Origin of the sequence: Streptomyces sp. NPDC018029, assembly GCF_044327655.1 — a bacterium.
In the GTDB taxonomy this organism is placed as follows: domain Bacteria; phylum Actinomycetota; class Actinomycetes; order Streptomycetales; family Streptomycetaceae; genus Streptomyces.
The window spans coordinates 114,226-133,607 of the sequence record NZ_JBIRFV010000008.1 but is presented as its reverse complement, the minus strand read 5'-3'; the positions used below and the strand labels follow the sequence as shown (position 1 = coordinate 133,607).

21 protein-coding genes are annotated in these 19,382 nt (G+C 70.0%); 7 read left to right on the top strand and 14 right to left on the bottom strand.

The window, feature by feature from the left end:
- Positions 1-16: 16 nt before the first annotated feature.
- On the bottom strand, positions 17-1,174 hold the full coding sequence (locus ACH4D5_RS24500; RefSeq protein WP_398306399.1) for an FAD-dependent monooxygenase: 1,158 nt from the start codon (positions 1,172-1,174) through the stop codon (positions 17-19).
- A 73-nt stretch (positions 1,175-1,247) separates the two neighbouring features.
- Here ACH4D5_RS24500 and ACH4D5_RS24495 point away from each other — a divergent pair, with 73 nt between their 5' ends.
- On the top strand, positions 1,248-1,805 hold the full coding sequence (locus ACH4D5_RS24495) for a TetR/AcrR family transcriptional regulator (protein WP_398306397.1): 558 nt from the start codon (positions 1,248-1,250) through the stop codon (positions 1,803-1,805).
- Positions 1,806-1,883: 78 nt separating this feature from the next.
- Here the strand turns inward: ACH4D5_RS24495 and ACH4D5_RS24490 are convergent, their stop codons facing one another.
- Positions 1,884-2,612 carry an SDR family oxidoreductase gene (locus ACH4D5_RS24490; RefSeq protein ID WP_398306395.1) on the bottom strand — a complete coding sequence of 243 codons (729 nt, stop codon included), beginning with the start codon at positions 2,610-2,612 and terminating at the stop codon, positions 1,884-1,886.
- Between the two features lie 114 nt (positions 2,613-2,726).
- The gene (locus tag ACH4D5_RS24485) at positions 2,727-3,740 is read right to left on the bottom strand and encodes a LysR family transcriptional regulator (protein WP_398306393.1); all 1,014 of its coding nucleotides are present in this window, start codon (positions 3,738-3,740) and stop codon (positions 2,727-2,729) included.
- A gap of 390 nt (positions 3,741-4,130) precedes the next feature.
- Here ACH4D5_RS24485 and ACH4D5_RS24480 point away from each other — a divergent pair, with 390 nt between their 5' ends.
- Positions 4,131-4,763 (top strand): S1 family peptidase, encoded by a 633-nt coding sequence (locus tag ACH4D5_RS24480; RefSeq protein WP_398306391.1) that lies wholly within the window; start codon positions 4,131-4,133, stop codon positions 4,761-4,763.
- A 90-nt stretch (positions 4,764-4,853) separates the two neighbouring features.
- On the opposite strand, the gene ACH4D5_RS24475 is transcribed toward ACH4D5_RS24480, so the two are convergent.
- A complete protein-coding gene (locus tag ACH4D5_RS24475) occupies positions 4,854-5,705 on the bottom strand; it encodes an alpha/beta hydrolase (protein WP_398306389.1) in 852 nt (283 codons plus the stop codon).
- Positions 5,706-5,839: 134 nt separating this feature from the next.
- On the opposite strand from ACH4D5_RS24475, the gene ACH4D5_RS24470 reads away from it, so the two are divergent.
- Together ACH4D5_RS24470 and ACH4D5_RS24465 are read left to right on the top strand one after the other, a co-directional pair.
- Complete coding sequence (locus tag ACH4D5_RS24470) at positions 5,840-6,238, top strand: winged helix-turn-helix transcriptional regulator (protein WP_398306387.1); 399 nt, start codon at positions 5,840-5,842, stop codon at positions 6,236-6,238.
- A 64-nt stretch (positions 6,239-6,302) separates the two neighbouring features.
- Positions 6,303-6,740: a glutaredoxin domain-containing protein gene (locus tag ACH4D5_RS24465; protein WP_398306384.1), complete on the top strand. Its 438-nt coding sequence runs from the start codon at positions 6,303-6,305 to the stop codon at positions 6,738-6,740.
- 125 nt (positions 6,741-6,865) lie between these two features.
- Here the strand turns inward: ACH4D5_RS24465 and ACH4D5_RS24460 are convergent, their stop codons facing one another.
- The 6 genes from ACH4D5_RS24460 to ACH4D5_RS24435 are packed head-to-tail and all read right to left on the bottom strand — an operon-like array spanning position 6,866 to position 13,473.
- Complete coding sequence (locus ACH4D5_RS24460; protein ID WP_398306381.1) at positions 6,866-8,257, bottom strand: alpha/beta hydrolase family protein; 1,392 nt, start codon at positions 8,255-8,257, stop codon at positions 6,866-6,868.
- Positions 8,254-9,651 (bottom strand): MFS transporter, encoded by a 1,398-nt coding sequence (locus ACH4D5_RS24455; RefSeq protein WP_398306378.1) that lies wholly within the window; start codon positions 9,649-9,651, stop codon positions 8,254-8,256. Before ACH4D5_RS24455 ends, ACH4D5_RS24460 begins: the two co-directional genes overlap by 4 nt.
- A 13-nt stretch (positions 9,652-9,664) precedes the next feature.
- On the bottom strand, positions 9,665-10,120 hold the full coding sequence (locus tag ACH4D5_RS24450) for a MaoC family dehydratase (RefSeq protein ID WP_398306375.1): 456 nt from the start codon (positions 10,118-10,120) through the stop codon (positions 9,665-9,667).
- Entirely contained in the window at positions 10,117-11,661 is a 1,545-nt protein-coding gene (locus tag ACH4D5_RS24445; protein ID WP_398306372.1) for a long-chain fatty acid--CoA ligase, read from the bottom strand. Before ACH4D5_RS24445 ends, ACH4D5_RS24450 begins: the two co-directional genes overlap by 4 nt.
- A gap of 10 nt (positions 11,662-11,671) precedes the next feature.
- Entirely contained in the window at positions 11,672-12,544 is an 873-nt protein-coding gene (locus ACH4D5_RS24440) for an amidohydrolase family protein (protein ID WP_398307068.1), read from the bottom strand.
- A gap of 5 nt (positions 12,545-12,549) precedes the next feature.
- Positions 12,550-13,473, bottom strand: coding sequence for an SDR family NAD(P)-dependent oxidoreductase (locus tag ACH4D5_RS24435; RefSeq protein ID WP_398307066.1), 924 nt, complete (start codon positions 13,471-13,473; stop codon positions 12,550-12,552).
- Positions 13,474-13,921: 448 nt separating this feature from the next.
- Here ACH4D5_RS24435 and ACH4D5_RS24430 point away from each other — a divergent pair, with 448 nt between their 5' ends.
- Positions 13,922-14,350 (top strand): MarR family winged helix-turn-helix transcriptional regulator, encoded by a 429-nt coding sequence (locus ACH4D5_RS24430; protein ID WP_398307064.1) that lies wholly within the window; start codon positions 13,922-13,924, stop codon positions 14,348-14,350.
- Positions 14,351-14,682: 332 nt separating this feature from the next.
- Here ACH4D5_RS24430 and ACH4D5_RS24425 read toward each other — a convergent pair whose 3' ends face one another.
- From ACH4D5_RS24425 to ACH4D5_RS24410, 4 genes are all read right to left on the bottom strand, one after another.
- Positions 14,683-15,231 carry a hypothetical protein gene (locus ACH4D5_RS24425; RefSeq protein ID WP_398306369.1) on the bottom strand — a complete coding sequence of 183 codons (549 nt, stop codon included), beginning with the start codon at positions 15,229-15,231 and terminating at the stop codon, positions 14,683-14,685.
- A gap of 125 nt (positions 15,232-15,356) precedes the next feature.
- Positions 15,357-15,569, bottom strand: coding sequence for a hypothetical protein (locus tag ACH4D5_RS24420; RefSeq protein WP_398306366.1), 213 nt, complete (start codon positions 15,567-15,569; stop codon positions 15,357-15,359).
- Positions 15,566-15,769: a hypothetical protein gene (locus ACH4D5_RS24415; RefSeq protein WP_398306363.1), complete on the bottom strand. Its 204-nt coding sequence runs from the start codon at positions 15,767-15,769 to the stop codon at positions 15,566-15,568. The genes ACH4D5_RS24420 and ACH4D5_RS24415 overlap by 4 nt, the downstream gene beginning before the upstream one ends.
- Before the next feature lie 11 nt (positions 15,770-15,780).
- Entirely contained in the window at positions 15,781-16,125 is a 345-nt protein-coding gene (locus ACH4D5_RS24410; protein ID WP_398306360.1) for a hypothetical protein, read from the bottom strand.
- Between the two features lie 678 nt (positions 16,126-16,803).
- Between ACH4D5_RS24410 and ACH4D5_RS24405 the strand changes: the two genes are divergently transcribed.
- Together ACH4D5_RS24405 and ACH4D5_RS24400 are read left to right on the top strand one after the other, a co-directional pair.
- Complete coding sequence (locus ACH4D5_RS24405) at positions 16,804-18,744, top strand: YncE family protein (protein ID WP_398306357.1); 1,941 nt, start codon at positions 16,804-16,806, stop codon at positions 18,742-18,744.
- 74 nt (positions 18,745-18,818) lie between these two features.
- Positions 18,819-19,262 (top strand): transposase, encoded by a 444-nt coding sequence (locus tag ACH4D5_RS24400; protein ID WP_398306355.1) that lies wholly within the window; start codon positions 18,819-18,821, stop codon positions 19,260-19,262.
- The last annotated feature ends 120 nt before the right edge of the window (positions 19,263-19,382 follow it).

Below are 19,382 nucleotides of genomic sequence, written 5' to 3'. Positions count from 1 at the left end.
GTTCTCGACGGGGACGTCAATTCAGTTGGGGCGGGGCCCAGTTGTGGTGCCTGAGGATCATGCGCAGGGCGGCGCGTGAGGGGGTCAGCCGCATCGCTGTGTTGCGCAGGGCGACGGGCAGTGGGTGGGAAAGCTGATGGCCCATCCGCCCGGCCTGCCGGGCGGCGTGTGCGACGGCTTGGCTGCGTGGTCGACGCTCGGCGTCGTACCTGGCGAGCCCGGCTTCTGTGGTGGGCTCTGCGGCGAGCGCGGCGGCCAGGGTGACCGCGTCCTCCAGCGCCTGGCAGGCGCCCTGGCCCAGGTTGGGAGTCATCGCATGGGCCGCGTCGCCGAGCAGCGCGATCCGGCCGACCGTGTACGTGGGGAGTGGGGTACGCAACTCGTTGACGTCGTGGTGCAGCACGGCGCCGGTGTGGGTCGCGTCGAGCAGGGCGGGGATCGGGTCGTGCCATTCGCGGAAGCGGTGGCGCAGTTCGGCCAGGGGGTCGGCGAACCGGGTGCCTGCCGAGAGGGTGAGGACCGCGTGCCACTCGGCGCGGCCGTCGGGGAAGGCGATGTGCCCGAACTCGGCGCCGTGCCCCCAGGTCAGCTCGAAGTCGGTGTCCAGTTCGACAGTGTGCTCGGTGATGGCACGCAGCACTGTCGAGCCGCTGTAGACCGGACCGGGGTGGGACGGGAAGAGACGGTGGCGGACCTTGCTGCCCACGCCGTCGGCCGCCACCACCAAGTCGGCGTCCAGGGCCTTGCCGCCGCAGTCGACACGAACCGTCCCGGGTTGGATCTGCCGAACCGGGCCGGCCTCTGATCCGATCAGCAGCGTCTCGGCGGGCAGAGACTCGCGAAGCAGTCGGTGCAGGGTGGCGCGAGGGATACCCATGATGGGTGTGCCGACCGCCTTCTCCAGTGCCGCGCCGTCCATCCGGGCCAGCCAGCCGCCCTCCGGCGTGCGAGTGCCGCCGCTGTACTGGCCTCGCGAGGCTTCCCGCACCGCCGTGCCCACGCCGAGTTCGTCCAGCGCCCGGAGGCCGTTGGCGGCCAGTGAGATGCCCGCCCCCACGTCGTCGAGCACGGATGCGCGCTCGACGACCGTCACTTCCCATCCGATGCGGCGCAGTCCGATCGCGGCGGCCAGCCCGCCGATGCCCCCTCCGACAACCACAGCCGTCTTGCCCATAACAAGCCCCCACTTCTTCTACACCTGTAGAAGAATGATCTTAACTGAAGCTCTACAGGTGTAGAAAGGGAACATGGCTACGGACCGGCGCACCCTCCTCGCAGACGCGGCTCTCGACGTACTCGCCGACGAAGGGATGCGGGGCCTGACCCACCGCGCGGTGGACCGCCGGGCGGACATGCCGCCCGGCACTACATCGGCGTACTTCCGCACCCGCGCCGCACTGCTCACCGGCCTCGTCACACGCCTCGTCGAACTCGACCAGGCGGAACTGCACACGACGGCTGAGCAGCTCCTGCCCCTGCGCACGGCCGAGGAGCTGGTGAACGGCCTGGCTCTGCTCACCCGGCAACGGCTCACCGGCGAGGGCCGCCGACGCTCACTTGCCCGTTACGCCTGCACCCTGGAGAGCGTGCGCGACCAGGAGCTACGGGAGATCCTCGTACCCCGCGAGAACGCCGGCCGTGAGGCCGTTCGCTCGTTCCTCGCAGGGCACGGCGTGACGGACGTGGCGAACCGCGCCCAGACGCTGCTGACCTGCGTCGACGGCCTGGTCTTCGACCGGCTCGTATGTGGAGGGGAAGTGCCGCGCGAGGCTCTTGAGGGTCTCGTGTCCGCTGCCATGCGTTAGCGCTCAGGCCTGTTCAGACCTGACCTCTTCGGTCCTATTCGCTCCTATTCATGCCCATTTAGACCTGTTCAGACCTGTTCAGACCTGTTCGAAGTGGAATGCCTTGATGAAGCAGTCACGAGGCTGGGTGACCGCAAAGAAGATGCACTCCACGAGCGACTGCGCGGTGAGGTCATCCTTGGCCTCCCGTGACGTGGACTTCCACTCCTCGGTGAGCGGGTCGGCGTTGTCGAAGTCGGGCGGGTAGAGCGATATCACGCGGACACCCTTGGGGCGTAGGCGCTTGGAGAGGATCTCGGTGAACCCGGCCTGTGCGCTCTTGGCCGCATAAAAGGCGTCGTGTGCGTCCGAGCGGTGATGCCCAGCCGTGCCACAGGCGGAGACCATCGTCACCACATCCGGCTTGTCCGAGTTGAGCAGGAGAGGGAGGAAGTTCTTCACGGTCAGGACCGTGCCCGTGGCGCCGGATGCGATGGTGTCGACGACATCGGCGTCGGAGACCGACTGGAGATCCGGCCCTTCGAGGTAGCGCGAGCCGTTGTTGATCAGGATGTCGACGTGGTCGGTGTGCCGGCTGACGTTGGACGCGAAGTCGCGGATCGAGGCGGGATCCGTCAAGTCACAGGCGTACGCGTGGACTCGCCGATGGCCTCTGTCTCGGATCTCGTCGCGGACACGCTCAGCGGCAGCGAGGCTGCGTGCGGACAGGAAGACCTCGGCGCCGAGGTCGGCGAACCGGATCGCCAGAGTGCGCCCGAAGTCGCGGCCGGCGGCGGTGATGACGACGCGGTGGTTGTCGAACCTCATGAGTGTGCTCCTTGTTCGTGGATCTGGGCCGGCGGCCCTCGTCCTCCCGATCGCCAACGGGTCAGCCACCGACGGATGTTGGGCGAATCGGCTCGCGTGCTGGGCGCGGGCAGTTCAGCGAGTCAGTGACTCCGCAGAACGCGAAGATGGGGCGCTGCCGCTGAGCGAGGCAGCCGGAGCGGTGGATGCTACCGACGGCGTCAGGCCGATGGTGAGAAGCGTGGCCGCCGGGTAGGCCGGTGCTTTCTCGGCCGTTTCGCGGTAGGCCGCCACCAGATCCTCGTAGACGGCGTCAAGGTCGGCTGCACCGCGTGCCACCAGCAGCCATCGTTGCACCAGTGGTTCGCCCTCCATCTGGCGGACCACCCTGCCGTCGCCGCCCGACGCGGTGGCCTGCGCAACTGTGACCGCGTGGCCGGCTGAGACCAGGAGGTTTGAGGTGAGGTAGTCCCCGTGCGACAGGCGAGGGGACAGTCCGACCGCGTGCAGGGCCCGGCAGACACTCTCCCATTCCTCGTCCGCCGCCGAATTCAGCACCCACTGCTCGTCCCCCAGGTCCTCCAGCCGGACAGTGGTACGGCTTGCCAGCGGGTGGTGTTCGGGAAGGGTCAGGCACAAGGGCTCGCGTTCGACGAGGACACGTTGGCGCACTCCGGGCGGGAAGCGCAGGGGGGCGCCCTCCGCCTCGTAGACGAATGCGATGTCGAGCTGTCCGGTAGCCAGCATCCGGAGCAGGACATTGGGAGACACCTCGGTCTGGACGGAGGGTCTCGCGCTGGGGTAGCGGCGATGCAGTCGGCTTATCCAGCCGGACAAGGCACAACTGATGATGGAGCCGATGCGTGGCGCTTGAGCGACGCGGGCGGCCGCGGACCGCATTTCGGCGGTCAGCGCCGTCATTTCGCTCACCAGGGGACGGGCCCGGGCCAGCAGCTGCTGCCCGAGCTCGGTGGGGCGGCTGCCCTCCTGGTGGCGGGTGAACAACTGCGCACCCAGAGCCCGTTCGATACGGCGCAGCTGCGCGGTCAGGGTTGGCTGCGCCACCCCGAGCGCGCGGGCGGCCTTGTGCAGGCTGCCGTGGTCGGCGACCGCGCACACCACCTGCAGATGCCGCATCTCCAGTTCCATGGGGGGTGATCGTATGGGTGCCACCACCTCAGGGCCAGTCCTTGACCACCACGGATCGGACTCGCTGCGCACCAAGGGGGCACTTGGGCCGCTAGGTCAGTCGATAGCCGTGGGCTATCCGTCGATCGCATTCTCCCGGCCTGCGTCACGTCGACACACACTCGTCGCGCACCACTTCACACCCTCGACCACAGTGAGGAACCTCCCCCCATGAAGCTTCTTGCGCCATCCTCGCGCATAACCGTCGGCGTCCTCGGTCTGGCTTCCGCCGCTGCCCTGGTCGCCGCGGGCCCCGCGACGGCCGCACCAGCGCCCGTCGATGCCCGGCCGAGCACCATCAATCGCACGGCCTCCGCGGCCACGACCGGAGCTCCCGGCGGTGCATCTTCCGTGGCACCGTCGTCGGGCAAGGCGAGGCCGATCATCGGTGGCAGTGAGACCCAGGCGCAGCCGTACCACGCCCGCGTACTCCTGAACGACAAGGGGATGTGCACGTCCACCCTGGTGGCCTCCCGCTACATCCTGACCGCCAAGCACTGCGTCGACACACCCGGCAATTACACCTTCCGGATCGGCAGCACCTACGCGGAAAGCGGCGGAACCGTGGCCGCCGCCGCCCGGATCACCCTCCACCCGTCGGCTGACCTGGCGATGGTCCGGCTCGACCAGCAGGTCGGCAACGCCCCCGCCCGTCTCGCCGCCGGTTCGCCGCAGGTCGGTTCGAACGTGTCCATCTACGGCTGGGGCGCCACCTGCCGGGGCAACGAAGGTGCTTGCCAGTCGCCCGTCCTCAAGACCGCGACGATGCGCATGACGGGCTTCGGCCAGGACCACTCCGGCGGCACCGCCTTGCAGCTCCAGCACCTCAACGGCGTCGCGGCCGGCGGAGACTCCGGCGGCCCCGCAATGGTGGCCGGTTCCGTGGTCGGGGTGGCCTCCACCAGCAACCGACAGACCGTCAGCTCGTACACGGCCACTGCCACATATGCCGACTGGATCAGGACCCAGGCGGCCAACGGCTGACCCTTCCCCCATGGTTGGTACGGCCGCCCGCACCCTCCGGTGCGGGTGGCCGTACCAGCGCGCTGCTTGGGTGGATACCGCCGTCCCCCGTCATGCCGCAATCGCGTCCTCACCCGCCAGGAACGGATTCAGCAGCGTGAGCAGGGAGTTCGGTCGGTGCAGGGGGATGATGTGGCCGCAGTCTTCGATGACGTGGCCGGTGAGGTCGTCGGTGACGGGGCGGAGTTGGCGTTCCAGTGCGGTGCCGACAGGTTGGGCGCCCAGCGCCATCGTCGGCACCGTCAGATGGGCGGTGGTGACGGCCTGTGAGATCTGCAGTGCGCTTTTGGGCAGGGCCCGGTAGTACGAGAACGCGCGGCTCAACGCATGTCTGCCCGTGTACGCGTGGACGAAGGCGTCCCGGATAGTCGGGGCCACTCCGTCGCCGAGCGTGCCGGTGTGCAGGAACCAGTCGACGTAGGCAGCCTCGTGGCCTTCCAGTACGGTCTCGGCGAGGCCGGGCGCGGCGGTGTGGAAGCCGAACCACCACGGCGGCCCGTCGGCAAGGAAGTCCTCGGCGCCGGGTAGGCCGCCCAGCACGGACTCCATGACGACCAGACGCCGGACGAGACCGGGGTGGCGCAGGGTGAGGAGGAAGGCCGGCGGGGTCCCCGCGTCGATGCCCACTACCGCGGCAGAAGACACGCCGAGCTCGGTGAGAAGCGCTGCGGCGTCCTCGGCCAGGGTGCCGGCGTCGTACCCGGAGTCGGCCGGGCTGCTCGCGCCGAATCCGCGCAGGTCCGGTGCGATGACGCGGTAGCGGTCGGCCAGGCCGGCCATGACGTCCGTCCATAGCTCCCAGGTGTGCGGAAAGCCATGCAGTAGCAGGACGGCCGGGCCGGAACCGGCGAGGGCGACGTTGAGTTCGACACCGTTGACAGGGACGCGCCGCAGTTCGGGCATGGAGGGGCTCCAGGGGGAGGGGAGAGGAGGAAGGGGGTGGTGAGGAATGGTGACAGGGTCACGCTAGGGAACTAGCCTGGCCCTTCCAAGACGGCACTTTCCCCTCAGGTGGTGAGCCCCGGGTGACCACGTCCATGCCCGCCGAACCCGGTCGCCGGTCGGGTGAACGCGGTGATCTGCTGGACCCGCTCTGCCCGACCCGCCAGTTGCTCGACCGCATCGGCACCAAGTGGACGTCAATGGTGGTCAAGGTGTTGGCCGAGGCAGACCCCGACGAGCTCCGGTTCGCGGAACTTCGACGTCGCATTCCGGGCATCTCGCAGAAGATGCTGTCTGTGACGCTGCAGAGTCTGGTCCGTGACGGCCTGGTCGCGCGCCGGGTGGAGCCCACGGTTCCACCCGCCGTGCACTATCGACTCACCGAGCTCGGTCTGTCCCTCGAAGGGCCGCTCTCGGCCCTGCGGGTCTGGGCCGAGACACACATGCCGGAGATCGACCGCAGCAACCGGCTCGCCGAGGCCCGACAGACATGACAGACCTGACACGAGGGCCCGCCAGTGAGAACGCCATGTCGGCCTGTCGATAGCCTGCGTCACCATGATGCGCGCTTGGATCTTGCCGACGCTGTTTGTGCTCTGCGGCGCCGCCGTCGCGACCGGGCTGATCCTCGCGGGGAGCTACGGCACAGCCGCAGCATGCCTGTCGGTGCTCCTGGTGCTCGCGGGCGTCAACTCGCCCCTGGCCTTCCCGAGGCCGATTGGTGCGCGGGAGGCGCAACGCCGCAGTGCGGTCGACGGGCGGCCGGTCGTCTTCTGGCGGCCGGGCTGCAAGTACTGCATACGGCTGCGCATCCGGCTGGGCCGCGACGCCCGCCGGTTGCACTGGGTCGACATCTGGCGAGACCCGGCGGCAGCCGCAGCCGTCAGGGCAGCCAACGGCGGTAATGAGACCGTGCCGACCGTCGTCGTGGCGGGCCGCCCCCACACCAACCCCCATCCCTCATGGGTGCGCGGGCAGCTTCCCCCTGCCATGTGATCGCAAGCCACGCCTTGCCGGAGGTGACCGCCCCAGGCCTGGGCGGTCATCTCCTCGGCTGCCGACCGGTTGGAAGGGGTACGTGGCCGTCCGCGTCCCCGGCCGCGGTCAGCCACCCGGGACGCTCACCCTTCCTGGCGGCTGAAGGGCCCGGGCCGGTAGGCGGTGTACCGCGCCGGAGTGGACGGATCAGCCTGTCGTGCACGGGAGTTGAGGACAGCGGGGGACGTGCTGCCCCAGTGTCCCGTCGTGAGCCGCCGCTCGACCGTATGCAGGGCACCGAGCTGTTCCGCGGGGCTGAACGTGCAGTGCCCGGCGTTGTCCGTGTACGCCTGACGCAGCAGGGGAGTGCGGCCTGCGCGGGCCACCGCGTGGCGGTAGGCGCTCTCCACCTGGACCGGGACGAGCGCGTCGCCGGTGGTGTGGATGTCGAGCTGGGGCTTGCGCAGGCGGCCCGAGGGCGCGGCGTGCTCGGCCATGTAGCGGACCGCGTTGGGCTCCGCGCCGATGCGGGGCGCCCGGGCGAGCGCACCGAGGTCACCGCCGAGGGACAGGCCCGCCGACTTGTAGAGGGCCTTGACCTGCTTGTAGTGGGCGGAGCGTGCGAGCATCGCCGAGTAGTCGACGCCTGTGTTCCAGGACATGTTGCCGCCCGCGCGGCGCTCGGCCTCCGCCCGCCACAGGAAGCCGGGCTGGGCGACCAGGCCACGTACCGCCGTGTACTGGTTCGCCTGCCGGGCGGCGTGGTCGTCCGGGGCGGGCCGGGGTGTGGCCGGGTCGTTCCAGCCCGGGATGTTGTGCAGCGCGGCGGCCAGCGCGATGCGGGCCCGGTCGCGCGCGGTCTGCTGGGCCGCGCCGAGGCTCTCGCCGAGCCGTTGCGCGGACGCGGCGGCGTCCGAGGCGTCCTCGAATCCGGTGAGGCGGATGCCGGAGTGCGGGGCGAGGAGCGTGCGCAGGGCGAAGGTGGCGTCCAGCGTGGAGTTCCAGTTGGCCACGCCGCCGTGCACGAGGCCGCACATGGCGAGGGAACCGTCGATACGCTCCGGGTGGCGCTCGGCGATCGTCGTGGTGATGAGCCCGCCGAGCGACTGGCCCCACGCGAGCGTGCGTTCGGCCTCGCCGACCCGCTGGGTGAAGGTGTCGAGCGCGGCCAGCTGATCGGGCACCGCCTGTTGCACGGACCAGCCGGTCGTCGCGTACGAGGAACCGACGAGCGCGTACCCCTTCTCCAGGAGCAGTTTCTTCGTGGCCGCGTCGGGAGCGTCGACGGCCGGGTTGGGGGAGCCTTGGGGGCGGTAGCCGTGGCTGAAGAGCAGCACGGTGCCGTTCCAGTCGGCCGGAGTGTCGATCATGTAGGCGGCGCCGGAGGGCAGGGTGCCTTCCAGGTGGCGGCCGGGGCTGCCGGGGGACGAGGTCGCGGCGCCGGCGGGGGCCGACGTCGCCGCGAGGAGCAGCAGGGCGGCGAGGCCGATGGCGGGCCGCCGGGCGGCGCTCGGCAGGATGTTGGCGCGTTTCATACTGATTCTCCTGGTGCGGCGAGGTTGCGTGTGTTCGTCTCCCTGACCCGCCACACGGCGAGCGCGGTGATCGCGCTTCCGGCGGTGAGCAGCAGGGCGACGGCGTCGCTGGAGTGGTGGGCGGTCAGCAGGCTGCTGGCGATCAGCGGGGAGAATCCGGCGCCGAGCAGCGTCGCGGTCTGATAGCCGAGCGAGGCGCCGGTGTACCGCACCCGGGTCGAGAACATCTCGCTGAACAGCGCGCCCAGCGGCCCGTACATCACGGACTGGGCGATCCCGTGTCCGATCACGCAGGCAAGTATGAGCAGTCCAGGCCGGTGGCTGTCCACGAGCGCGAAGACCGGGAAGGCGGTAGCGGCCGAGAGCAGGGCGCCGGCCAGTACCACGGGCCGGCGTCCGAAGCGGTCGGAGAGGTGGTTCGCGCAGGGCAGGACGATCAGTGCGACGGCGGAGGCGACGGTGACCCCGGTGAGTACCTGGGGGCGGCTGTAGCCCTCGTCGACGGCGTAGGAGATCAGGAAGCTGGTCATGAGGGCCTGCGCGGTGAAGGGCCCGATGCCGACCGCCGAGGCGAGCAGGACGGGGCGGGGCGCGCGCAGGACGTCGAGCAGCGGCATCCGTGCCCGCTCCCGGCTCTGCGTCAGCGAGGTGAAGAGCGGGCTCTCGGCGACCTTCAGGCGTACGTACAGGCCGGCGCCGAGCAGCAGCAGCGAGAGCAGGAACGGCACCCGCCAGCCCCAGGAGCGGAAGTCGTCGTCCGGCAGCATGCTCACCAGGGCGACGACCCCGGTGGACAGGACCGTGCCCAGTGGGGCGCCGAGTTGGGTGAAACTGGTCCACAGGCCGCGCGGCCGGTCGCCCGCGTGCTCGGCGACCATGAGCGTCGCGCCGCCCCACTCGCCGCCGATCGCGAGGCCCTGCACGACGCGGAGCAGGACGAGCAGCACGGGCGCCCAGACGCCGATCGTGTCGTAGGTGGGCAGCAGCCCGATCAGGAAGCTGCCTGCGCCCATCAGGAGCATGGTCAAAAGCATCATCGACTTGCGGCCGAGCCGGTCGCCGAAGTGCCCGAAGACGATGCCGCCGATGGGCCGGGCGACATAGCCCGCGGCGAACGTGCCGAAGGCGGCCACCGTGCCCACCGCCGGGTCGGCCTCGGGGAAGAAGAGGTCACCGAAGACGAGTGCGGCGACGGTTCCGTAGACGAGGAAGTCGTAGAACTCGACCGCGGTGCCGAGCAGTCCGGACAGTGCGACGCGGCGCAGCTGCCCGGACCCGGCCTGTTCGGACGGCGCGGCGCGGCGCGGCTGTCCGGTCCCGGCCTCGCGTCTCGCCCGGGGGCCGTCCTGGGGTCCGGGCGGGGAGCCCGGCTTTCCGGTGGGCGGGTGTGTCATGGTGGCGGGCTCCTCAGGCGTAGAAGCGGGACAGGCTCCGCAGGACGCACGCGGGCTTGTCGCCGCCCTCGATCTCGATCGTGCCGTCGACCGCGATCTGCACTCCGCCCGCGACCTCGTCGACGGAGGCGAGCGTGGCGCGCAGGCGTATCCGGGAGCCGGCCTTCACGGGCGAGGGGAAGCGCACCTTGTCCAGGCCGTAGTTGACCTTCGTGGTGACGCCCTGGACGTCGAGGAGGTCGGTGAAGAGCGGGATGAACAGGGAGAGGGTGAGGTAGCCGTGGGCGATCGGTGCTCCGAACGGCCCCTGCGCGGCCTTCTCGGGGTCCGTGTGGATCCACTGGTGGTCGCCGGTCGCGTCGGCGAAGGTGTCGATGCGTTCCTGGCCGACGTCGAGCCAGTCGGTGAGGCCGAGTTCGCTTCCGGCGAGGGCGGCCAGTTCGTCGAGTCCTTGGACCGTGCGGGTCATCGCGCTTCTCCTTCTTCGGGTCGGGTGTACGGGGTCGGGTGTGGGCCGCCGTGCTCGCGGCGCAGGCTGGGTTTGTGGAGCTTTCCGGAGGCGGTGCGCGGCAGTTCGGGCACGAACACCAGGGAGGCGGGGATCTTGTACTTGGCGAGCCGGCCGGCCAGGAAGCCCAGCACCTCGTCCGGGTCCGGGTCGCTGCCCTCGCGTGGCACGGCGACGGCGCGCGGCACTTCGCCCCACCGCGGGTCCGGTACGCCGATGACGGCGCACTCCACCACGTCCGGGTGGGCGAGGACGGCGCTCTCGACCTCGGCGGGATAGACGTTCTCACCGCCGGAGATGATCATGTCCTTGAGGCGGTCCGCGATGGTGACGAAGCCGTCGGCGTCCACCCGCGCGGCGTCGCCGGTGCAGAACCAGCCGTCGGCGAACGCGGCGGCCGTCTCCTCGGGCAACTGCCAGTACCCGGCCATCACATGGGGGCCCCGCACCAGCACCTCGCCCGTCTCGTCGGGTGCGGCCGCGGTGCGGTCGGGACGTACGACACGTACGTCGGTGAAGAAGTGCGGCACCCCCGCCGAACCCGCCTTGGACACCGCGTGCTCGGCGTCCAGGTAGAGCGCGCCGGGCGCGGCCTCCGTCATCCCGTACCCCTGCTGGAAGGCGAGCCCGCGCCGCGCGTACGTCTCGATCAGCGGGACGGGCACGGGCGCCCCGCCGCACATCAGGATCCGCAACGAGGACAGGTCGGCCGTCGGCCAGCGCGGCTCGCGGGTGAGGCGCTCGTACATCGTGGGCACCCCGAACATCGCGGTCACCGCGCTGCGTTCGACGGTGTCGAGGGTCTCGGCCGGGTCGAAGGACGCGGCGAGCACGCAGGTGCCGCCCTTGAGCAGGACGGGCAGGGCGAGCATGCCGAGCGCGGCCGCGTGGAAGAGCGGCGCGCAGACCAGCGCGACGGTGTCGGTGACGAGATCGGTGTCGACCAGGACGTTGACGGCGTTCCAGGTGAGGTTGGCGTGGGTGAGCATGGCACCCTTGGGGCGGCCGGTGGTGCCGGAGGTGTACATCAGGAGACAGACGTCGTCCATCCCGACGGCCTCGTCCAAGGGCTCCTCCACCGCCCCCTCGACCAACTCCTCGTACGCAGGCCCCACTTCAACGACGACGTCCAACTGCCCTGCCGACCGCAGCTCGGCCACGACGGGGGTGTGCGTGGGGGAGTGGATCAGCGTGCGGGCGCCCGCGTCGGTGAGCTGGTAGGCGATCTCGGGCGCGCTCAGGCGGGCGTTGAGCGGCACGAAGACCGCGCCGAGCGCGCCTGTCGCGAAGAGGGTCTCCAGGAAGGCGGGGTGGTTGGGGCCGAGGAAGGCGACCCGGTCGCCGCGCCGGACGCCGCGGGCGCGCAGGGCGTGGGCGAGCCGCAGGACGCGGGAGTGCAGGGCCGCGTAACTGATCGTGCGGCCCTCGTGGACCAGGGCGGTGCGGTGCGGGGTCTTGCGGGCCCGGCGGGCGGGCCAGGAGCCGAGTCCTTCGTTGCGCATGATGCCCCCTCTACTTGAGCCCGAGCAGGCGGGCGGCGTTCTCCTTGAGGATCTTGGGGCGGACCTCGTCCTTGATCGCGAGCCGCTCGAAGTCGGCGAGCCAGCGGTCCGGGGTGAGGACGGGGAAGTCGGAGCCGAAGAGGACTTTGTCCTGCAGCAACGTGTTGGCGTAGTGGACGAGTTGGGGCGGAAAGTACTTCGGCGACCAGCCGGAGAGGTCGATGTGCACGCCCGGTTTGTGGGTGGCGACGGCCAGGGCCTCGTCCTGCCAGGGGAAGGACGGATGCGCCAGGATGATCTTCAGCTGCGGGAAGTCGGCGGCGACGTCGTCGACGTACATCGGATTCGAGTACTTCAGACGGATCCCGCCGCCGCCCGGCACGCCCGCGCCGATGCCGGTCTGCCCGGTGTGGAAGAGGGCGATGGCGCCGCTCTCCTCGATCACCTCGTACAGCGCGTAGGCGAGGGAGCGGTCGTTGGGGAAGAAGCCCTGGATGCTCGGGTGGAACTTGAAGCCCTTGACCCCGTACTCCGTCACCAGTCTGCGGGCCTGCCGCACGCCCGCCTTCCCGCGGAACGGGTCGATGGAGGCGAACGGGATCAGCACGTCCGGGTGGGCGGCCGCGGCCTCGGCGACCTCCTCGTTGGGGACGGGCGGGGTGCCGGTGGCGGACTCGGCGTCCACCGTGAAGACGACAGCGGCCATCGCGCGCTCGCGGTAGTAGGAGGCCATCTCCTCCAAGGTGGGCTTGCGCTTGCGGCCCTCGACCTTGAAGTACGCGCTGGAGGCGGCGTCCAGCTCCTCGTCGAGCGAGGCGTGCCCGCGCGAGGAGACCTCCGCGTGCGTGTGGACGTCGATCGCGGTCAGCTCGCGGAGATTCAACGTCCTCACTTCCCCGGGATCTTCGGCGCGGGGATGCCGACCGTCTCCGGCGCGCTGCCCACCGAGGTGTGCCAGGCGGCGGCGATGGCCTGCGGGGTCCAGCCGCCGTCGGCGTACGCGACGGAGGTCTCGCGGGGATGCGACCACAGGGTGAGCCGGTCGCCACCGATGCCGACGCACTGTCCGGTCACGTCCCCGGCGGCGTCGGAGGCGAGGAAGGGGACGAGCGCCGCGCAGTCCTCCACCGTCCCGAACCCCTCACCCTTGCGGAGGAAGTCCGGCAGCGGCTGCCCCTTCCGCATCGCCTCCACATACGGGGCGAAGGCGGGGATGGTCTCGGTCATCGCGGTCGCGGCGACCGGCACGATCGCGTTGACGGTGATGTCCGCCCTGGCCAGCTCCATCGACCAGGTACGGGCCATGGCGGCGATACCGGCCTTGGCGGCGGCGTAGTTGGTCTGGCCGAAGTTGCCGCGCTGCCCGGCGGGCGAGCCGACCAGGATGAGGCGGCCGCCCTCGCCTTGTTCCCGCATCCGCACCGCCGCGGCGCGCGCGCAGGTGAAGGTGCCCCGCAGGTGCGTCGTGACGACCGCGTCGAAGTCGTCGTCGGACATCTTCCACAGCACCCGGTCGCGCAGGATCCCGGCGTTGGTCACCATCACGTCCAGGCGGCCGAACTCCTCGACGGCGCGGGCGACGAGGCGGTCGGCGGCCTCGCTCGTGCCGACCGCGACGCACTCGGCGACCGCCCGGTGGCCGGCCGCCACGATGCTTTTGACGACGCTGTCGGCGGCCGCCGCGTCGACGTCGTTGACGACCACGGCGGCCCCGGCGCGGGCGAGGGCAGAGGCATAGGCGAGGCCGAGGCCACGCCCCGAACCGGTGACGACAGCGACTTTGCCGCTCAGGTCCACGGTGTTGGTGTCCAGCACGGACTGATCCCTTCAATAGGCGTCAACAAGCGTCAAGGGGCATCAACGGGCGCCGACAGGCGTCGAAAGCCGTCAACAGGCATGGGAAGCAGGGGAGTTGTGGGGCGTACGAGCGCCGGGAGTGTCGGCGGGCCCGATCGGTGCGGGCGGCGTCGGCCCGCGGAAAGGAAGCTAAGACAAACCGTTGTCGACGTCAATGGTTGTTGTCGACACCGGTGGTACGGCATGCTGGGCGGGCGGGCCACCATCGCCGCACGTACGCATGGAGCACCGAGCAGGGAGAGCGCCCTTCATGACCACCCGGAAGACGACCACCGAGCCCATGGGGGAGAGGTCTGTGCCTGTGCAGGAGGGGTCCGTACCTGGGCTGCAGGAGGGGTTCGTGCCCGCGAAAGAGAGGTCAGCCCCAGTGGAGGAAGGGTCCGTGGACGAGGGAGCCCCCTGGATGCGCGGCCTGCACGCGGACGCGGGCTACCTGCTGTACCGGCTCGGCCTGCGCTCGGGCCAGCTCTTCAACGCGGCCCTCGAAAGATCGGGCCTGCGGCTGCGCCACTACGCACTGCTGCGCTACCTGGCCACCGTGGAGGGCGCCGCACAGCGCGAGTTGAGCCGACAGCTCGGCTACGACCCGAGCGCGATCGTCGGCCTGGTCGACGACCTGGAACGCCTCGGCTTCGTCGAGCGCCGCCCCGCCCCCGACGACCGCCGCCGCCGCATCGTCGCCCTGGCCCCGGCAGGCAGCGACTTCCTGCGCGACTCCGACGAGGTGGCCCGCGGAGTCACCGACGAACTCCTCGCCCCCCTCACCCCGAACGAACAGGACACGCTGCACGCACTGCTGGCCCGGATGGCGCGTACGGCGGGCGGGGGGTGAGGGGTTCGCCGGCGGGGGCGCCTCCCCATCCAGTAGAGGCGCTCACCTGTGCCGCCGCCGTGCGCGTCTCGTCCGGCGAGGAGGGGAAGGGCGATTGGCTTTGTGGAACCGCTGGTTCTGCTGGAGGCGGTGGAGCTGCCCGAGCCTTGGTCAGAGCACCCGCACCGCGACGATTGCTGTTGCGGCACGCACCTCGGCGCTCCGGCAGCCTCGTAGGACCGCTTCGCTCGTTCACCCCGTGCAGGCCTGCGCTCCTTCGGTCGTCGAGTAGCAGCCGCAGCCCACAATGGCGCGCGTGCGTGGTGTTGCTGGGCAATCGGTCCTGGGGCGGATCAGATGGTGCCGTCGTCATCGAGTACTTGCTGAGCGAGTCCGGTAAACACACCCAGGAGATCGTTCAGCTTGACGATCAGTTGGTGCGCTTCGAGCTGGAGCCTGTCAACGCTTTCCAAGAGGTCGCCGCTCTGTGACATGGCGTAGATCGCGGGACCGTAGGCTGCGAGCTCCTTTGAGCAGTCGTAAATGTCGGTCGCGGCCCTCTGCACGCTTCGCGGCCCGGCGAGAGTTACGGTCAGCCAGGCAGTCACGACGGCTTGCAGGCGAAGCTGGGCTTCGCGAAGGAACTCCTCGGTGATGGGGGGCCTGTCGAGGATCTCCTCGTAGCCGAAGAACATAGGAAGCGCGTGATCACGCAAGGCGCTGCCTGCGCCGATGAACGCTGTGTAGGCGTTCTCTCTGGGGCCCTGCCTGACGCGCCGGTGCTCCGCTCTCGCTGCGATCCTGGCTTGCTCGCGCGAGGCCCAGCCGGCGGCCATGCCTGCCAGGGTGGTACCGATGCCGCCTGCCAGCGCCCCGAGTACTGCTGCTAAGCCCGCGTCCACGGGGCGAGTATGGCGCGGTGACGGCCTCCATGGGCGGTACCTGTGGGAAAGCGAGCGGAGAAGGGCAGCCATCAGTGCTACGACGGGAGGACTCCGGTCATTACGGTCGGGATATGGAGCCCCTTCTAGGAGCGATCGGCAACCCGCGCCCTGAAGCCCACGATGCCTGCCGGCAGGCCGAGTACGCAGTACGCGTGCGCGCGCACAAGGCACAGCTGCGCCGCGCGGCCGAGCAGCGAGCAGGACATGCAGCCAAGGAAGAGGTCCGTGTCGATGGGGCCGGGCGAGGGGCGTTTGCGGTACCCGGCGACGACCCTGTCCAGGCGTACTCCCGTCACGGCGCATCGAAGAGGGCGGCGCGCTGCTCGGGCGTCAGCTCGCTCTCGTGGACGCGCCGCAGCAGCGACAGATGCCGGACCGCCTTGCACATGCCCAGGCGGCGTGGACCGAGCCGGATGGTGGTCACCGAGGCACCGGGCACCCACGTCCCCCGGAAGACGTGGCCCTTGCCGCACGCGATGATGCTGTCCGCGGTCATGTGTCTCTCCTTCAGCCGATGTGGGGGTGAGGGGTGGGGATCTGTTCTGTGTCGGTTCTCTGCCGGCTCTCGGCTTCGTCGGCGTCCCCGGCTTTACGCGGTACGCAACGCGTGTGCTCCTCGGGGTTCATGAGCTCCACACGGGTCCGGCGTCGCGGCGACCGTGCGGGACTGATCATGATCAGGGAGAAGCTCCACAGGCCGATGGTCGCGATGATGGCACCGCGCAGCAGCACGTCCAGCCGGAAGGCGAGCTTCCGTCGGCGCTCCGGGCCAACCAGCAATGAGGCGATCATCAGCTCAATGATGATCGCACCCCAGGCCATCGCATTGACCAGCAGTCCGTTTCCGGACATTTTTAGCAGGGTGCCGCGAAGGGCCCGGCAACCCCGAAGAGCGGGTCGCGCAAGACCGAGTACTCGGGCGCAACACCGAGTACTCGGCCGGACCTTTCAGCCAGTCCGGGACGGGACGCCGAACCTGCTGACGCCGGACTGCAGATAGAAGATCACCAGCTGCACCCGCAGGCCCCAGGAGGCGACGAAAGCCCTGGTGGTCCAAGCGCCGCAGGCCGTCCGAGCGACTCCCCTCGGACGGCAGGACTGCTCAGGAATTGAGCTGAGTGCCGACCGTTCCGTCAGCCGGCAGACCTCCGCTCTCCCCGTTCCAGCGTGCGCGGCGCGGGCCCTCCGGCGGGGGAGGGGGCCTGACCGAGCAGGTCGAGGCCGGGGTGGCCTCGACTCATCGGCGGCACCGAGCGCCTGACCGAACTCGCCAACAACTGATGGGCATGCCGTCACCGTCCAGCGCGACCGCGGCGACAGCAGGAGCCGAAAGTCTGTCACCCCGTGGGCTCCCCCCAGTGTCACCCCGCGGGTCCCGCCTGGCCCCCTTGTCTCCGCCATGTCATACGCTGCGCCCCAGCAGCCGCACCCGCCCCGCACGTCACCACGCTTCAGCGGTCACGTCCAGGTGCAGCGCGGCGCTCTCATCTCCCGGCCATCCACCGGGATTCTCTGTGGGGGTACAACACTGTGCGTACGCGCACCCTTTCGACCGCGACTGCTCTCGCGGTTCTTTTCAGTTCGGCGGCCCTGAGCGTCGTCACCGCCGGGCACGCGGCGGCCGCCACCGCCGTCGTCGCATCGCCCGGCGGCATCGTCGTGGACGGCGGCCTCAAGCGGGTCTTCGTCGGGGACCGCACAGCCGGGAAGGTGCTGGCCGCCGATTACTCCGGCGCGCTCACCGGCTCGGTGAGCGGCATCAGAGGAGTCTCCGGCCTCGCGCTGTCCGACGACGGCGCCACCCTGTACGCCGCCGCCGAAGGCAGCAACGAGATCGCGGCCATCGACGCGGCCACCCTCGGCGTCAAGGCCCGCTACGCCGTCACCACCGACAAGGGCCCGCGCCACATCGCCTTCGCCGGCGGCAAGGTCTGGTTCACCTACGGCGACCAGTGGGACGGCAACCTGGGCTCGCTCGACCCCAAGGACGAGACGGTGGCTCTCGGGCAGTTCCCGGCGGGCCCGCAGGGCGGACTCTGGGGTCCGGCCCTCCTCGACACCGACCCGTCAGTTCCCGGCCTGCTCGCCGTCGGCCAGACTGGCCTGTCCACGGACTCGATGGCCGTCGTCGACGTCACCGGCAGCACACCGCAGCTGACGGCCTGGCACAACGGCGACTACACGCTCAACGGCGGCATCAGTGACATCGACCTCGTGCCCGGCGCGCCCCAGGTCCTGGTCAACGGCGCCCAGCGCGACTCCTACGCCGACGGGAAGTTCAAGGCCGCAGGTGCCTACCCCGCCGGACAGCGCGCCGACATCGCCCCGAACGGGCTCGTCGCCCAGGTCGACGGCGCCAAGGTGTCGGTCTACCGCCCCAATGCCGCCCAGCCGGTCCGTACGTACGCCAACGGCACGTCGGGCACGTCCGGCACGGCGGCTTTGCGGTGGGCCCCGGACTCCTCGCGCATCTTCGCGCTCGTCGAGGCGGGCGGCGGCTACACCCTCAAGACGCTCACCGACCCGACCCTGAACGCGCCGACCCTCACGGTCAACGCCCCCTCGACCGCCACCCGCGGCAAGGAACTCACCGTGAAGGGGAAGATCACGGCGACCGTGCCCCTGCCGAGCGGAACCAAGCTCCAGGCCACCCGCACCGACCTGGAGAGCCCCGACGGCAAGGCCCTGACCGCCGTCACGGCCAAGGCGGACGGCTCCTACAGCTTCACCGACACCCCGCCGGCCGGCGGCAAGGTGACGTACCAGGTCGCGTACGCGGGCGACGCCACGCACACGACAGCCACCGCATCGGACAAGGTCGACGTCTCCCGTACCAAGGCGACACTGACGGTGAACAAGAACGGCAAGGTCTACGGTCACGGCGCCGATGTCCCCTTCACCGCGCACCTCGGCCCGACGTACAAGAACCGCACGGTCGAGATCTGGGCGGACCCCTACGGCGGCGACAAGCCCAACAAGCTTGTGAAGACCGGAAAGGTGAACTCCAGCGGCAACATCTCCGCCACGGTCGACATGAAGCGGGACACCGTCGTGACCGCCGTCTACAAGGGCGACGCCCGCACCGCACCCAAGACGGCGAAGTCGACGGCGTACGCCAAGGTCAACATCTCCACCTCCGTCTCCAAGCATTACAAGAAGGCGAAGATCGGCTCGACGCCCTACTACTGGTTCCACAAGAGGACAGACCCGCTCCTCACCACGACCATGAGCTACTACAAGGACCGCAAACAGCGCTTCGACCTGCAGATCCGCTCGGGCGGCAGGTGGCACTCCGCTGACTCGCAGTACTTCCTGATCGGCACGAACGGCAAGTCGGCCATCACCCTGGAGGGGCCGGGGCAGTCAGGCATCAAGGCTCGGATGCGCTCCACGTACGTCAACGGCTCGTCCGGCGACAACGTGAATTCGACTACCCACGGTGCCTGGAAGTACCTCTACTGGTCCGACTAGGGTCTGTTCTGTGCCGTGATCGTGGTTCTCGTGATCGATCCGGCGATGGTGGTTGGACTGGGTAAAACACTTGCATGCCGCGACGTGAACTGAGCGATGCGGGCTGCGAGTTGATCAGCCCTCACCTGCCGATCGGGGAGTATGGGCCCTGCCCGGAGCACCTGTGTGACCAGCTGGAAGGGGTCATCTGGCGGTTCCTTACCGGCAGTCCGTGGCGGGACGTGCCGGAGACGTTCGGGTCCTGGTCCTGGATTTACGGCCGGTTCGCCCAGTGGCGCGACACGGGAGTGTTCGCCGCGATTCCGGAGGCCGTGATTGCCGAGGCTGCCTGCCGCGGGCAGGTGGACTTGTCGCTGGTCAGCGTCGATTCCACCGCTGCCCGCTCCCATCACGAAGCGGCGGGCATGGTCGTGGACGAGGAGGCCCTGGCCGCCCTGGAGAAGGCCGCGGAGACCGAAAAAAGGGCACGCGCAAGGGTCGGAAGCGACGCAAGCGGCAGGCCGCAAGCCAGGCAGTGACCCTGGATGAGGAAGCCGAGCCGGATCCGGAGCGCAAGGCCCGTCGCCGACTACGGCGTCGACGGCGGGCCCGGCTGAAGGCGGCGGCCCTGGGCCGCTCCCGCGGCGGGTTGACCTGCA

What these genes read in the sequence shown, in the direction of transcription:
- ACH4D5_RS24475 (WP_398306389.1), bottom strand. Translation starts at nt 5,705, where the DNA reads ATGCCCGAACTGCGGCGCGTCCCTGTCAACGGTGTCGAACTCAACGTC.
- ACH4D5_RS24470 (WP_398306387.1), top strand. Translation starts at nt 5,840, where the DNA reads ATGCCCGCCGAACCCGGTCGCCGGTCGGGTGAACGCGGTGATCTGCTG.
- ACH4D5_RS24400 (WP_398306355.1), top strand. Translation starts at nt 18,819, where the DNA reads ATGCCGCGACGTGAACTGAGCGATGCGGGCTGCGAGTTGATCAGCCCT.
- ACH4D5_RS24460 (WP_398306381.1), bottom strand. Translation starts at nt 8,257, where the DNA reads ATGAAACGCGCCAACATCCTGCCGAGCGCCGCCCGGCGGCCCGCCATC.
- ACH4D5_RS24410 (WP_398306360.1), bottom strand. Translation starts at nt 16,125, where the DNA reads ATGTCCGGAAACGGACTGCTGGTCAATGCGATGGCCTGGGGTGCGATC.
- ACH4D5_RS24455 (WP_398306378.1), bottom strand. Translation starts at nt 9,651, where the DNA reads ATGACACACCCGCCCACCGGAAAGCCGGGCTCCCCGCCCGGACCCCAG.
- ACH4D5_RS24495 (WP_398306397.1), top strand. Translation starts at nt 1,248, where the DNA reads ATGGCTACGGACCGGCGCACCCTCCTCGCAGACGCGGCTCTCGACGTA.
- ACH4D5_RS24430 (WP_398307064.1), top strand. Translation starts at nt 13,922, where the DNA reads ATGCGCGGCCTGCACGCGGACGCGGGCTACCTGCTGTACCGGCTCGGC.
- ACH4D5_RS24450 (WP_398306375.1), bottom strand. Translation starts at nt 10,120, where the DNA reads ATGACCCGCACGGTCCAAGGACTCGACGAACTGGCCGCCCTCGCCGGA.
- ACH4D5_RS24445 (WP_398306372.1), bottom strand. Translation starts at nt 11,661, where the DNA reads ATGCGCAACGAAGGACTCGGCTCCTGGCCCGCCCGCCGGGCCCGCAAG.
- ACH4D5_RS24415 (WP_398306363.1), bottom strand. Translation starts at nt 15,769, where the DNA reads ATGACCGCGGACAGCATCATCGCGTGCGGCAAGGGCCACGTCTTCCGG.
- ACH4D5_RS24500 (WP_398306399.1), bottom strand. Translation starts at nt 1,174, where the DNA reads ATGGGCAAGACGGCTGTGGTTGTCGGAGGGGGCATCGGCGGGCTGGCC.
- ACH4D5_RS24465 (WP_398306384.1), top strand. Translation starts at nt 6,303, where the DNA reads ATGATGCGCGCTTGGATCTTGCCGACGCTGTTTGTGCTCTGCGGCGCC.
- ACH4D5_RS24485 (WP_398306393.1), bottom strand. Translation starts at nt 3,740, where the DNA reads ATGGAACTGGAGATGCGGCATCTGCAGGTGGTGTGCGCGGTCGCCGAC.
- ACH4D5_RS24490 (WP_398306395.1), bottom strand. Translation starts at nt 2,612, where the DNA reads ATGAGGTTCGACAACCACCGCGTCGTCATCACCGCCGCCGGCCGCGAC.